Here is a 13,931-nt window from a genome sequence, read left to right on the forward strand (position 1 = left end):
AATGGGATTTGACTTGATAGAACATAAAGGTAACTTTGATTTTGGATATGAAGATATTGCGGGTATATCTCGGAAATGTAAATTTTCTAATTGTTCGCATACAAATGAACCACACTGTGCAGTAAAAAAAGCTATCTCTGACGGCATACTTTCTGAAGAAATATTTAATAGTTTTTATAGAGATTTAAACGAGGCACACTATGTTTCTAAACAGAGTAATAAAACAAAAGCTATCGACTATATGAAACAATTGAAACTCTTTCAAAAAAATTAGACTAAACTAGAAAGTCCCCCTTAAAAGAATATTTTAAGGAGGGCTTTTTCTTGTTTAATGACTTTGATGTTTCAATTCCACCAGACATTCTTGTACTAAGGTTACTGCCTGACTCATTGCAGCTCCCCCAGCAAACGCGGCTGAAACACCACAAGCTTCTAAAATTTCTTTATCAGAACATCCTTGGTCAATACAGCCCTTCGTATGATAAATCGTACAATATTCGTCTTGTGTTGCTAAACTAATCCCTAATGCAATGAGCTGCTTTTCTCTTTTAGTTAATGTACCCTCCTGAAAACATGCTTGTGTAAAAGCGTTATATGTTTCTGCAATTTCAGGGATTTGTTGCGTAAAATTCCCTATACCTTCTTTATAATCAAGTAATACATCATTTATAGAGCCATATTGTTGATTTTCCATCGTATATCCTCCATTCATTTTATTCACACTTACTTTAGTATGAGATAAAATGAAGGACATATACAAATATTTACTTTAAAAAAAATAGAATGAATTTTCAGTTTATTTTACTTTTAAATTTGCACATCTACAGTTTCAGCCCATTATCTACTGACACTTTTTCTTTAGAATTTTTCCTTTCAACCTCTTTACTTCTTTCTTCCCAAAATGTTAAACCTTCAATTCCCACATTTTTAGGATCAAACACTGGATCTTTCCCTTCTTTTTTCTGCGTTTCATAGTCTTTTAACACTTTTAATGCCGTTTTACTTAATAATAGAATCGCGATTAAGTTTAACCATGCCATACTACCGATTCCTAAATCTCCAAGGTTCCATAATAGCGAAGCTGATTCTACGCTACCGATGTAAACCATAATTAAAAACCCAATTTTCAAAACTGGTTTTAACCAGCTATATTTGAGGTCACGATCTAAATAAGTGAGTGTCGTTTCAGCGATATAGTAGTACGCGAGTAAAGTTGTAAATGCAAAAAAGAAGATTGCAATTGAAATAAATATTGGACCAAATCCTGTCATAACAGTTTCAACTGCTTGTTGTGTATAGATTGGACCTGCATCTACATTTCCCATATTCTTTACAATAGCGCTTTTCCCTTCAGGTATTACATTATACATACCTGTTATTAATATCATAAGAGCTGTCGCTGTACATACTACAATTGTATCAATATATACAGAAAACGCTTGAACTAGCCCTTGTTTTGCAGGATGTGATACTTCAGCAGCAGCGGAGCTATATGTCGCTTCTCCAACACCAGCGACGTTTGAAAATACAGCACGCTTTACTCCCCATGCAATAGCTGCACCGACGATGCCGCCAAACATTTCATTTACACCAAAAGCACTTGAGAAAATTAAAGCAAACATACTTGGAATTTCCGTTACATTCGCAATTAATACGATACATGTAACAATTACATAACCAATTGCCATAAATGGAACTAGCATTTGAGAAACGCCCGCAATTCTCTTTACGCCACCAAAAATGATAGCTGCTAATAATACGACTAACAATATACCAGTTATATATTTGCTAATACCATTAGAATTTTCAAATCCAACTGCGATACTACTCGATTGAATACCTGGTAATAAAACGCCATATGATAGTGTTACAACGACCGCTACAATGACCGCAAACCATTTCATTTTCAAGCCTTTCTCAATGAAATATGGTGTACCACCACGGTATTCATTGCCTACTTTACTTTTATATACTTGTGCTAATGTTGATTCAACAAATGCACTAGCTGCTCCTAATAATGCCATCACCCACATCCAAAATACAGCTCCAGGTCCGCCGAAAGCGATAGCTGTCGCTACTCCTGCGATATTACCAATTCCAACCCTACCTGATAACGCCAAACAAAATGCTTGAAAGGATGATATCCCAGTCTCCGAGCTCTTCCCTTCAAATAATAGTTTAATCATCTCCTTAAAATAGCGAATTTGTAAAAAACGAGTTGCAATTGTGAAATACACTCCTGCTCCTAATGCGAAAACAACTAAGCCAATACTCCAAACTTGCCCTACTAACCATTCTACTAACTGCTCCATCCAAATCCCCCTTATAATTCTTTTGAAAAAGCAATTTTATATATAAGAAAACGGACAACTATTATTAAACCTTCCAGTTGTCCGCATCTCTCATTATTTCATCCCTCTATTTATTAACAGTTAGACTCTCTATTACTTTATATTTACCCAAACACTTTTCACTTCTGTATAGTTATCAAGGGCGTATGAACCTAATTCACGTCCGATACCAGATTGTTTATATCCACCAAATGGTGCAGCAGCATTTTCTAAGTTATAATCATTAATCCACACTGTTCCTGCCTTTAATTTATTGGCCACTTGATGCCCTGTTTTAATATTTTGTGTCCATACGCCCGCAGCAAGTCCGTAAGACGAGCGATTTGCTCTTTCAATTACTTCTTCTGTCGAATCGAACGGGAGTACAACGACAACTGGTCCGAAAATTTCTTCCTTAACGATTGTCATATCGTCTGTAACATTTGTGAATACTGTTGGCTGTACAAAATAACCTTTTTCAAATGCACGTTTACCACCAGCTGCAACAGTAGCACCTTCAGATTTTCCTTGTTCAATGTAATTTAGCACACGCTCTTGTTGTTTTTTAGATACGAGCGGTCCCATTTCAGTTTCCGTCTCCATACCTGCCCCTAGCTTCACGTCATTCGCCATTTTTACAAGTTCATTTACGACTATTTCATAATGCTTCCGATGAACGAAAACTCGAGATCCTGCGCTACAATTTTGACCATGATTATACATAATGCCTTGGAATGCACCGTTAATCGCTTCTTCTAAGTCAGCGTCTTCTAAAATGATGTTTGGTGACTTACCACCAAGTTCTAACGTTACATGTTTAATTGTTTCTGCAGATTGACGCATAATATATTTCCCTGTAACTGTTGAACCTGTGAAAGCTACTTTATCAATATCATGATGGTTTACAATTGCCGATCCTGCTTCAGGACCGAAACCTGGTACAAAGTTTACGACTCCGTTTGGAAAACCAGCTTCTTTAAAAAGCTTCGCTGTATATAGTAAAGATAAAGGTGTTTGCTCTGCTGGTTTTAATACAATCGTACAACCCGTCGCAAGAGCGGCTCCCATTTTCCAAGAAGACATAACGAGCGGAAAATTCCACGGGATAATTTGACCTACAACGCCAACCGGTTCATGGCGTGTGTAATTTAAATAGTCTTTTGAAATTGGAATGGTTTGACCAATAATTTTTGTAGCCCATCCCGCGTAATAGCGGTAATTTTCTACAGTCGCTGAAATATCATCATCAAGTGCTACTTGATATGGTTTTCCATTATCTAAAGCTTCCAGCTGTGCTAATTCTTCTCTATGCTCTTCAATTAAATCTGCTAATTTATAAATAAGGTGTGCTCTTTCAGCAGTAGTCATCTCTGCCCACGGGCCTGATTCAAAAGCAAATCTTGCCGCTTTTACTGCGACATCAACATCTTCTTCTTGCGCTTCACATACGACTGCTAGAACATCTTCTGTTGCTGGATTGTATGTTTCAAACGTCTTTCCACTTATTGAAGAAACAAATTCACCATTAATAAACATTTTAATTTCTTCATTTAAAAACGCTTTCACTTTTGGTTTCAGCTCAATGTTTGTCGTTAACATATATACTCTCCTCCTTATTTAAACAGCTGCATGAGCTGCAATTTCTAGTAAAATAGCTTGAAGCTTTTGATCTTCTTCTTCAGTTAATCCTAATCTCGGATAACGTGAAGGTCCTCCGACTTGCCCATGTAATTCCATTGAACGTTTAACGATTTGCACATACTTTCCTGATCCTTCAAGAAACTCACAAAGAGGTAAAATAGCATCGTTCATTTCCCACGCTTTTTCTAATTCACCATTTTGAAAATGCTCATACATTTTCGTAACGAGTCCTGGAACGATATTTCCGGCTACTGAAACCCATCCCGATGCACCAACTAAATAAGATTCCATAACTAAATCTTCAGATCCGCAGAAGACTTGGAAAGCACCTTCACCTTGTCTTACTAAATCTCTCGCTTTTCGAATATCTCCGCTAGATTCTTTAATATGTGTAACATTTTCACACTCTTTTCCAATACGGAGCATTAACTCTGTGCTCATATCAACACCAGAAGTAAATGGGTTATTGTATAGCATAATTGGTATATTTACAGCGTTTGAGATTTCTTTAAAATGAAAATAAATCTCCTCTTCCTTCGGTTTACAATAGTAAGAGTTTATAATTAATGCGCAATCCGCTCCGTGCGCTTCTGCATGTTTCGTATATTCAATCGTTTCTTTCGTCGTCTCTGCAGCAGTTCCAACAATGACAGGAATACGGCCATCAACTTCTTTTAATACTGTTTCTACCATGTTAAATCGTTCTTCTTTTGATAAACTAACAAATTCCCCTGTACTTCCATTAATAATAATTCCAGCTACCTTTTGCTCAATAAAGTAGTTTACGTTTTGTTTTACGCCTTTCCAATCAATCTCTTGAAATTCATCCATCGGTGTTATTAATACTGGAAATGCCCCTTTAATTTTTTGCATCTTTATCTCTCCCTTTAACATATTATTTTAATAAGAAACCTGTTGGAAACGGATCAGTAGGATCTAATATAAATGTTTGCATACCTGTAATAAACCCTCTACTTTCAAATCGAAAAATGTATCCGAGTTCTTCTTTCTTCACTTTTTCTACTGTTATAAAGCTATTAAAAATACTTTCATTTTTAAAAGGTTTATCCGCTATATAATCATTTTTAAATAATGTATGAACATAAGACACAATAGTAGAAACAAAACCTGGTGAACGTACTATAAAGTTATCTTCATGAAATGTAATCGACTTTATATGGTTCTTTTCTTTTTGCATAGAATCTACTAAAATAAGTCTTTTTATTAATGACTGTTTTTGTATAGCTTGAAGTGTAGCTTCACCCCATTTTTTTAATTTAGAGATGTTTTCAATACTGATTTCTGGCGAATACGTATCCTTTTCTACAACTGCATATACTTTATCTGCCTGTATGAGAGAGTAACTTATATTACCAACCTTTAAATTTTTCTCAATCATATAACATAGTTTGCTTTCAAACGAAACAGATACAACTTCATCATTCTCTACATATGCATTCACTGAAAATATGCCAGATAGCGTTTCGATTTTGTATTGATTAGACTCTCTCTTTTTTAAATACCCGCTTTCTAGTAACATCGTTATTACTGCGACAATGCCTCCGTAATGAAGAGGAATGGATCCTTCATGATTAAAAAACAATACAGCTGCATCCACTTCATTATGAATAGAAGGAACGACAATACATCCATTTAAACCGATAAAACCACGTGGTTCATTTAATAAAAGCTTCATTTCTTCTGCTAATTCACCTGAAAATTGTTCGTTTAATTGCTCCAAACTGTAGTAGTATTTACATGGTACGTCTTTCATTACACGAAATGCCTCGCCATTTACGTGTACGTCTACTGCTGTATACATTTTTTGAATGTTCATTTTACATCCTCCGTTTCATGTTCCATCGGCGGAATTAGCAAAAATCCTTCTTTAAGCGGATCCTTTTCATTGTAAAAAAATCTATGCATACCCATAAGCCAAGCTGATCCCGTAATTTTCGTTACTACAGCTTCAATATTTTCTACATATGTTGTATTCATAACACACCCTTTAAATAAAGAACCTACAATACTCTCATGAACAAATTCTTCATCGATATCAATTTTTTTATGAGCATATAATACAGCTAACTTCGCTGATGTTCCTGTGCCGCATGGAGATCGATCAATTCCTCCTGGCGGAACAACAACTGTATTTTTCACATGCGCACTTTCATGAGTAGGATCTGTATAAAATTCAACATGTGTTAATCCTCTTATAAACGAATACTCTGGATGAATGATTTCAAACTTCTCATTAATTGTATTTCTAATATGAATCGCCTTATCAATGATTGTAGATGCGTTTTCTGGTACTAACTCTAAACCTACTGACTTCGCATCGATAATGGCATAAAAATTCCCTCCATACGCAATATCAGCCTCTACAGTTCCAATTTCTTCGACGTGTATAGAAATATTTTTCAGTAAAAAAGCTGATATGTTACAGAAGGAGACTTCTTTCGCTTTCCCATCTTGAACAGAAATATCTACTTCAACTAAGCCAGCTGGTGTATCTAGCTTTAAAGAAGTAACCGGTTCAATTACTGGAATTAAACCTGATTCAACTAAAGCTGTACATACACCGATTGTATCGTGGCCACACATCGGCAAATATCCACCTGTCTCTATGTATATAACACCTATATCAGCTTCAGGATGACACGGATCTGTTAATAATGCCCCTGACATTACATCATGACCACGAGGTTCATTCATTAACAATTTCCGAATCCAGTCATACTCTCTTTTCATATGTAACATCTTCTCTGCCATCGTCTCTCCAATTAACTTAGGAAGTCCGCTAATTAATGTCCTCGTTGGATTCCCGCCGGTATGTGTATCAATCGTCGTAAAGACTCTTTGTGACCTCATCCGTTTAACACCCTTTCTGTAAAACGACTCAAACGAAGTGGTTCAATAGGAATGATTGTTTCTTTTTCATTTAATAACTCTTCAATCACTTTCCCAGTAACTGCCGCAAGACTAATTCCATCACCTTCATGTCCTGCTGCTATAAAGTAGTTCGGAATATGTTCCACTCGTGAAATTATCGGCAAATGATCTTCTGTCCACGGGCGTAATCCAGCATATGAACGAATCACCATCATATCTGCCATTTTCGGATAAAAACGAATTGCTCTATTCGCAATACATTTAATAACCTCATTATTTATCTTCGTATGAAAACCTACAAACTCTCTACTACTACCAATTAAAAAATTTTGGCTTTCTGTCGGTTCAAATACAAGTGCCACCCCATACTTTTCAGTTAAAGCATCCACTTTTCGTTTTCCACCAAATTTAGAAATTAAATAACCAAATTCCATTACTTTACGGCAGCCAACGTGTTGTTGCCTTGAAGCTACAATAATATGTCCCTTTCTCGGTTCAATTGGGATATTCACATCTAACATCTGTCCGATTTTAGGAGCCCACACACCGGCTGCGTTCACAACTTGCTTCGCAGTAAACGTTCCATTTGTTGTTTCTACAATAAAGGAACCGTCTATATCTCTTTTCACTTCTTTAACTTCTGTATGATTAAAAGCTTTTGTACCAAATTTCTTCGATTCTGCAAGAAGTGAAAAAGCAAGAAGATATGGATTTACAGTTGAATCCGTTGCACATTCTAAACCGCCTAATAAATCATCTGCAAAAAATGGTGATTCTTCTTTTATATCTTGCCTATCAAGCATTCGAAATGGTAAACCAACCTCTTTTTGACGATTTACCCATTGCTGCGCTGCCTCCATCTCTTCGTCTGATTCACAAACGAGAATGCTTCCTGGCGCTCTATATTCAAATGAGTGCTCCAATTCTTCACTTAATTCAGTTACTAAATTTTGACTTACTAACGACATTTGACTATCAAACCCTGGGTCTTTATCAATCGCCAAAATGTTCCCGTCACACCGTGAAGACGTTCCACTGACAAACTCCCCTTTTTCAATGATTGTTACGTCTCTTCCGTATTTTGATGTGTAATAAGCGATAGAACATCCTATAATACCACCGCCTATTATTAAAACGTCACAGTGTCTCACATAGCACCCCTCCTTTCTCCTAAATCTCTCACTTTCTATTTATGCAATTGGTGTGCCAACTCTACATACAGAACTATTTATATGAAATAATTTTTATTTGTAAAAATATTTTAAATTTATCGTAAATAGGTGTATTATTTTTTTATCACTGTCTAAATTTTTATACATAATAGGAGGGCAATATGGCATTTTCATTCCCAACAATAAAAGAGTTAATAAAAATTTTGTCAATTGATTGTACAAGTATCGTTAAGCGCATGACACAGGTAGGTGAAAAATTTTATTACCTCCATTCACCTACTGAGGAATGGAGGTGCGCAGTTATATATGAAGATGACTCTTTCACTACTTTAATCGACGCATTTTCTCATGAACTAGCCGTTGTCATCATTAAAGAAAATCAAGAGCCTTTATGCTGTATAACTGCTCAGCAAATGATTCCTTTTCTTTATAAGTATTACAATGAACTACTAGCTTTTTATAACACTGTTATTCAAACGTCTGATTCTTCTGTTACAGTCATCGACGATAAAGAATGCGTTCGTACTTGGACAGATGGCGCTGAAAAGATTTTTTCAGTGAACCATAATGAAATTATCGGACAACCCATCACTCGTTTTTTTGATTATAAAGATTTAGAAATTCTGCAATCATTACATGACGGAAAAAGCATAATTGCTCAGTTCCATCAGCCACGTCCAGATTTGTTCGTATTAATTAATTCAAACCCAGTTTATTGCAACGATAAAATTATTGGAGCAGTCGTTTCAGAAACGGATGTTACAAATCAAGTCGTATTAAATGAAAAACTATTTAATATGTCGCATGAAATGCACCGTTTAGAACAAGAAGTAGCAAAATATAAAGATACATCCGATCCTTTCCTTGCGATGAATGGAAAAAGCCCTGTTATACAAAGAACGATTCAATTAGCTAGAAAGGTTTGTTCAGTGAAATCCACGGTTTTAATACTCGGAGAAAGCGGAGTTGGAAAAGAAGTGTTTGCGAAAGCAATTCATGAAGCAAGTGAGACAGCAAATGCCCCTTTCATTTCAATTAACTGCGGCGCAATCCCAGAAGCGTTATTTGAAAGTGAATTATTTGGTTACGAGCGCGGGGCGTTTTCTGGTGCAAATAGTAAAGGTAAGAAAGGTAAAATAGAGCTCGCACAAGGCGGTACTTTGTTCCTCGATGAAATAGGTGAAATGCCGCTCGATATGCAAGTGAAGCTTTTACGTGTACTGCAAGAACGAAAGTATTACCGAGTTGGTGGAGAAAAAGAAATACATATCGATTTCCGCATTATCGCTGCTACAAACCGTGATTTACAAGAAGAAATGAGAAAAGGAACTTTCCGAGAAGATTTATACTATCGCTTAAATGTAGTTAGCTTGCTTATTCCACCGCTGCGCGAAAGACGAGAGGATATTATCGAATTGACGTACTCCTTTTTAAACGATTTTTCAATAAACTATAACAGGCCTATTCGAGACTTACCTTCAAATATTATGCATGAACTGCTTCATTACAATTGGCCTGGTAATATTCGCGAGCTCCGCAACGTAGTTGAAAGACTCGTCGTATTTGCGACAGACGGCATTATAAAACAAGAATATTTACCGTTTCATACAAATGATACTTTAGACAATCATACGGCTCATTCCTTATTAATCAGCAATAATAATACGATTCTTTCTTTACAAGAAGAAATGGATGAGCACGAGAAAAAGGTAATTGAAAGAGCTTTACGCATTTTAGATGGTAATAAATTAGAATGTGCGAAACAACTTGGGGTAACGAGGGCCACTTTATATAACCGTTTAAAAAGACTAGGGTTACAATAAAGTGAAACTTTAATCAGTGCGGGTTTTGTTCATCCCCACTTGATTATCAGCCCTCACCAATCGGGCTTTTACGGGCAGCCCGACCCCCACCTAACTTCTTTGCTTTCACTGAATTTTGAGGTGGGGTCTTACTGCCTAGCAAATAGCGGGATAATCCCTCTCCTCCTCTATATTGGCATAGTTTTTGCATAATAATTTGTGTAAACCGAACTAGAGGAGGAATACATATGACGAATAAAGAGAACTTAATTGTTTGTCGTTGTGAAGAAGTTACATACGGACAACTTCAATCGACAATTGCTGAATATAATTGCTCAGCTCGTGAGCTAAAACTAAGAACACGTGCTGGCATGGGGTTTTGCGGTGGCCGCACATGTAGAATGATGATAGATCGAATGGTTGAAAATACAAACCCTGACATAACTCCTAATGAAATACCTTTAAAATATCAACCACCAATACGTGCGGTTACTTTTGGAGCGGTAGGTGAAAATAAATGAGTAGAATTACAGATCACCCTATTTTAGGTAGTTTAAATAATAGTGAACGCATCACTTTTCAATTTAACGGTCAACAATACGAAGCTTATGAACACGAAACGATAGCTGCTGCCTTGCTAGCAAACGGAATACGAACTTTAAGGGTCCATGAAGATAGCGGGACACCACGAGGTATTTATTGTAATATCGGGCATTGTTCAGAATGCCGCGTGACAGTAAATAATCAATCGAACGTACGAGCATGCTTAACAGTTGTAGAAGACAATATGGTTGTTGAAAGTGGAAAACAGCATCCGAATATCGTGAGAGAGATGGTGAAAAAGCGATGATCGATGTAATTATTATTGGCGCAGGACCAGCAGGATTATCAGCGTCTATCTCTTGTGCCCATTTTGGACTTAACGTACTTGTTATTGATGAATTTATGAAGCCGGGCGGGAGATTGTTAGGTCAGTTGCATCAAGAGCCTACTGGGGAATGGTGGAACGGAATAGAAGAATCAAAGCGCCTTCATGAAGAAGCAAAATCCCTTTCAGTCGATATTCGGTGCGGTGTTTCCGTATATAACTTAGATGAAGATGAGAGGTCTTGGTTCGTGCATACAAATATCGGGACGCTAGAAGCACCGTTCGTACTAATTGCTACTGGGGCTGCTGAGTATTCCATTCCCCTTCCTGGATGGACACTTCCAGGAGTTATGTCAATTGGAGCAGCTCAAGTTATGACAAATGTTCACCGCGTTCAAGTTGGTAAAAAAGGAATCATTATCGGTGCTAATATTTTGTCATTCGCCATTTTAAACGAATTGCAATTAGCTGGAATCACAGTGGATCATATTGTACTCCCTGAAAAAAGCGAATTAAGCCAAAAGGCCGGTGAACCAGAAGAAGTTTTAAACTCACTCTTAAATGCGGCTCACCTCGCCCCATCTCCCTTCCTACGTATAGGTAGCCGTTTTATGAAATATGATTGGATTCGAAAAGCTGGATTAACATTTTATCCAAATAGCGGCATGAAAATAAACGGGACGCCGCTTCATCTTCGTAAAGCTGCACTTGAGATTATCGGAGCGGAACAAGTTGAAGGTGTTCGTGTTGCTAACATTGATTCTAAAGGAAATATTATTAATGGATCAGAAAAGATATATGAGGCTGACTTCGTTTGTATAGCCGGAGGTTTATATCCGCTTGCTGAGCTTGCCGCTGTAGCAGGATGCCCTTTCCATTACATTCCAGAATTAGGCGGACATGTTCCACTTCATTCAGAAGAAATGGAAACCCCTCTTCCAGGTTTATTTGTAGCTGGAAATATTACCGGAATTGAAAGCGGAAAAATCGCGATGGTGCAAGGAACAGTTGCAGGTCTATCTATCGCTAAACATGCAAGTGAGAAACTTGACGTAGTCGACCAACAATTACAACAAGCAATTCAAAACGTTCACTCTGTTCGTCAAAAAGCAGCGATTCAATTTAATCCAATGATTGATGTTGGTAGACGGAAGATGAATGAACTTTGGCGTGATTATTCTTCTACATATGCACATACTAAAAAGAGCTGCTGAGATTACTCTCAACAGCTCTTTTCACTACTCGTCCGAGTTATTAAATTTCGCTAATGCGTAAATGCCTTCTTCATCATCTAATTCAAGTTGCAATCTTGCTGCAAATGAATTGACGTTGTATTCTCGATCAAGCAACAAGCGTAGTGCTTCGATTAAGTTTGCTTGAATTAAAATTTGCTGGCGACCATTTACCTCTACTTCTGCAGAGAAACCGTAGTCATCATCATACATTAGTTCAACTGAAACTTCTTCTGGACCAACTTGTCTTTTTTCAGCGATATATACGCAAAGCGCATTTATAAGTTCTTGTTCAGAAATTTTTATTGTTTCCATGCTACTTCATCTGCCTTTTTCTTACGTTGATTTTTGAAGTATTTAAATGCACGAACTGCTAACATTACGATACCAGCCATTAATAACATATTTACCATAAACGCTAATACAGAACCAAGTGCTCCCATATTTGCAAATAAGCTACCCATTAGTAAACCACCAAGACCACCTAGTAATAAGCCTTTCATAAAGCCACCTTTATTACTTTTTGGCGCTGTGTTTGTTGCTTTTGTTTTTGAATCAGTTGTCGTTTTTTGTGAATTCACATTAGAATCTTTTTTGTTTAAATCAACTTTTGACTTTTGACCTGAACTTGGTGTATATGATTTTTTACCAGATTTGTAACTTTTCGCTTCCGCGTGATTTACGAACATAAAGCTACTAGCCCCAAAGATAACCATGAATGCTGTCATTACTGCTACAAGTTTTTTCAACATATTATATCCATTCTCCTTTTATATAGATATATGTGAAATCTACCTTTCTAGTAAATTCAGAATGATAGATTTGTTTTAAAACCATTTTAAAGGTTCTTATGAACTTATTATATGAACTTTTGTCGAAATATGCAAGCATTATTTACTTACGACAATTTCATGACATAGGAAAAATTAAGCAAAACGGAATTGACTTTAAATGAAACAAAACATATTATAAGTTCATAAGAACTTTTTATAATTTTGGAGGTGAAAAGATGGAAACATTTCATCTCACACGAAACGAAATGGCAACGCTCCTTCTATCACTAAGAGGATGGAATACGAAGAAGCCTCTCGGCATTTTACAAGAAGCTTGGGCAAAGTCACATAAAAAAGATATTGAAAGCGGACAAAGCGTTACTGCTTTTATTACAACCGCACTTTCACCTATTTTTGAAAAATTGATTAAGATTGACGATACGGATGTCGGTTTTTCTTTAAATGAAATAGTTGCGCTTGGCAATCAGATTGAAAATACGAGCTTCTCTGTAACTGCTATGCAAAACTGGGTGAAACGAGATATAAAAGAAATGATTGGCTCCCCTCAAAAAGGGAAGAAATACTCAATCGAACAAGCAGCATTACTATTCATTGTCGAAGATTTAAAAACAGCGCTTGATTTTGAATCTATTCGCAAACTATTACGACTCATCGTAAATGACCCGGCCGATCGAAGTGATGATTTAATTAACCCTCTTCATTTATATGTAGCTTATTCTTCTTTATTTGAAGAACTGAATCAAGGGAATTGCTTACAACTAAATGCTACAGATACAGTTCATACGATCGAAAATATCGTAAAAGAAAAAGCTGATAAAATAGCAAGTAAGTTCGATCAAATTAATAACGAACAACGCGAAGCAATTCGTAACGCTATTATTATCGCCACACTTTCTGTACATACCGCTTATGTACAAATGCTAGCGAAACGATATGTGACAGCAACATTATTTTTACAAAATTTAGATGTGAAGCCTTAAAAAACAGGAGCAGATTTGCTCCTGTTTTTTTATATCAATATATCTTTTGTACTATTAAGCTCACATGAAATTCGAAATTGCCCTTCATGAACTTTTTCGGAGACTAAAAAAATTTTATGTAGACACCTTTATTCTCACTAATATATGAGAAATTTTTAATAATCTTTTCATTATCTCTTCATGAAAACATGGCTTATATCCTTTACTATAATACTTATGA

At 36.4% G+C, this 13,931-nt stretch carries 15 protein-coding genes; 6 read left to right on the forward strand and 9 right to left on the reverse strand.

From position 1 onward, the window contains the following. Position 1 precedes the first annotated feature (1 nt). Entirely contained in the window at positions 2–274 is a 273-nt protein-coding gene (locus QCI77_RS14055) for a P-loop NTPase family protein (RefSeq protein WP_002012986.1), read from the forward strand. A 54-nt stretch (positions 275–328) separates the two neighbouring features. Here the strand turns inward: QCI77_RS14055 and QCI77_RS14060 are convergent, their stop codons facing one another. The 7 genes from QCI77_RS14060 to QCI77_RS14090 form a co-directional block, all read right to left on the reverse strand. Then, complete coding sequence (locus QCI77_RS14060) at positions 329–694, reverse strand: carboxymuconolactone decarboxylase family protein (RefSeq protein WP_002085063.1); 366 nt, start codon at positions 692–694, stop codon at positions 329–331. Between the two features lie 127 nt (positions 695–821). Continuing rightward, the gene (locus QCI77_RS14065) at positions 822–2,312 is read right to left on the reverse strand and encodes an alanine/glycine:cation symporter family protein (RefSeq protein ID WP_002085061.1); all 1,491 of its coding nucleotides are present in this window, start codon (positions 2,310–2,312) and stop codon (positions 822–824) included. Positions 2,313–2,444: 132 nt separating this feature from the next. After that, on the reverse strand, positions 2,445–3,929 hold the full coding sequence (locus QCI77_RS14070; protein ID WP_353825085.1) for an aldehyde dehydrogenase family protein: 1,485 nt from the start codon (positions 3,927–3,929) through the stop codon (positions 2,445–2,447). Between the two features lie 18 nt (positions 3,930–3,947). Further along, complete coding sequence (dapA, locus tag QCI77_RS14075) at positions 3,948–4,844, reverse strand: 4-hydroxy-tetrahydrodipicolinate synthase (RefSeq protein WP_002142092.1); 897 nt, start codon at positions 4,842–4,844, stop codon at positions 3,948–3,950. Between the two features lie 22 nt (positions 4,845–4,866). After that, positions 4,867–5,808 carry a proline racemase family protein gene (locus QCI77_RS14080; protein ID WP_002142093.1) on the reverse strand — a complete coding sequence of 314 codons (942 nt, stop codon included), beginning with the start codon at positions 5,806–5,808 and terminating at the stop codon, positions 4,867–4,869. Next, positions 5,805–6,842: a proline racemase family protein gene (locus tag QCI77_RS14085; protein ID WP_353825086.1), complete on the reverse strand. Its 1,038-nt coding sequence runs from the start codon at positions 6,840–6,842 to the stop codon at positions 5,805–5,807. The genes QCI77_RS14080 and QCI77_RS14085 overlap by 4 nt, the downstream gene beginning before the upstream one ends. Then, positions 6,839–8,014 carry an NAD(P)/FAD-dependent oxidoreductase gene (locus QCI77_RS14090; RefSeq protein ID WP_002032609.1) on the reverse strand — a complete coding sequence of 392 codons (1,176 nt, stop codon included), beginning with the start codon at positions 8,012–8,014 and terminating at the stop codon, positions 6,839–6,841. The genes QCI77_RS14085 and QCI77_RS14090 overlap by 4 nt, the downstream gene beginning before the upstream one ends. A gap of 182 nt (positions 8,015–8,196) precedes the next feature. Between QCI77_RS14090 and QCI77_RS14095 the strand changes: the two genes are divergently transcribed. The 4 genes from QCI77_RS14095 to QCI77_RS14110 all read left to right on the forward strand — a co-directional run bounded on the left by QCI77_RS14095 (position 8,197) and on the right by QCI77_RS14110 (position 11,919). Beyond that, on the forward strand, positions 8,197–9,858 hold the full coding sequence (locus QCI77_RS14095; protein WP_113769322.1) for a sigma-54 interaction domain-containing protein: 1,662 nt from the start codon (positions 8,197–8,199) through the stop codon (positions 9,856–9,858). A 227-nt stretch (positions 9,859–10,085) separates the two neighbouring features. Further along, the gene (locus QCI77_RS14100; RefSeq protein WP_113769321.1) at positions 10,086–10,358 is read left to right on the forward strand and encodes a (2Fe-2S)-binding protein; all 273 of its coding nucleotides are present in this window, start codon (positions 10,086–10,088) and stop codon (positions 10,356–10,358) included. After that, positions 10,355–10,687: a (2Fe-2S)-binding protein gene (locus QCI77_RS14105; RefSeq protein WP_113769320.1), complete on the forward strand. Its 333-nt coding sequence runs from the start codon at positions 10,355–10,357 to the stop codon at positions 10,685–10,687. Before QCI77_RS14100 ends, QCI77_RS14105 begins: the two co-directional genes overlap by 4 nt. Beyond that, entirely contained in the window at positions 10,684–11,919 is a 1,236-nt protein-coding gene (locus QCI77_RS14110; RefSeq protein WP_113769319.1) for an NAD(P)/FAD-dependent oxidoreductase, read from the forward strand. Before QCI77_RS14105 ends, QCI77_RS14110 begins: the two co-directional genes overlap by 4 nt. A 24-nt stretch (positions 11,920–11,943) precedes the next feature. Here the strand turns inward: QCI77_RS14110 and QCI77_RS14115 are convergent, their stop codons facing one another. Next, positions 11,944–12,252 carry a YxcD family protein gene (locus QCI77_RS14115; protein WP_002127770.1) on the reverse strand — a complete coding sequence of 103 codons (309 nt, stop codon included), beginning with the start codon at positions 12,250–12,252 and terminating at the stop codon, positions 11,944–11,946. Beyond that, the gene (locus QCI77_RS14120; RefSeq protein ID WP_113769318.1) at positions 12,240–12,689 is read right to left on the reverse strand and encodes a hypothetical protein; all 450 of its coding nucleotides are present in this window, start codon (positions 12,687–12,689) and stop codon (positions 12,240–12,242) included. The genes QCI77_RS14115 and QCI77_RS14120 overlap by 13 nt, the downstream gene beginning before the upstream one ends. 257 nt (positions 12,690–12,946) lie before the next feature. On the opposite strand from QCI77_RS14120, the gene QCI77_RS14125 reads away from it, so the two are divergent. Continuing rightward, on the forward strand, positions 12,947–13,711 hold the full coding sequence (locus tag QCI77_RS14125; RefSeq protein ID WP_002085036.1) for a DUF1836 domain-containing protein: 765 nt from the start codon (positions 12,947–12,949) through the stop codon (positions 13,709–13,711). Positions 13,712–13,931: the final 220 nt, after the last annotated feature.

This window comes from Bacillus cereus group sp. MG9 (assembly GCF_040459995.1).
In the GTDB taxonomy this organism is placed as follows: domain Bacteria; phylum Bacillota; class Bacilli; order Bacillales; family Bacillaceae_G; genus Bacillus_A; species Bacillus_A mycoides.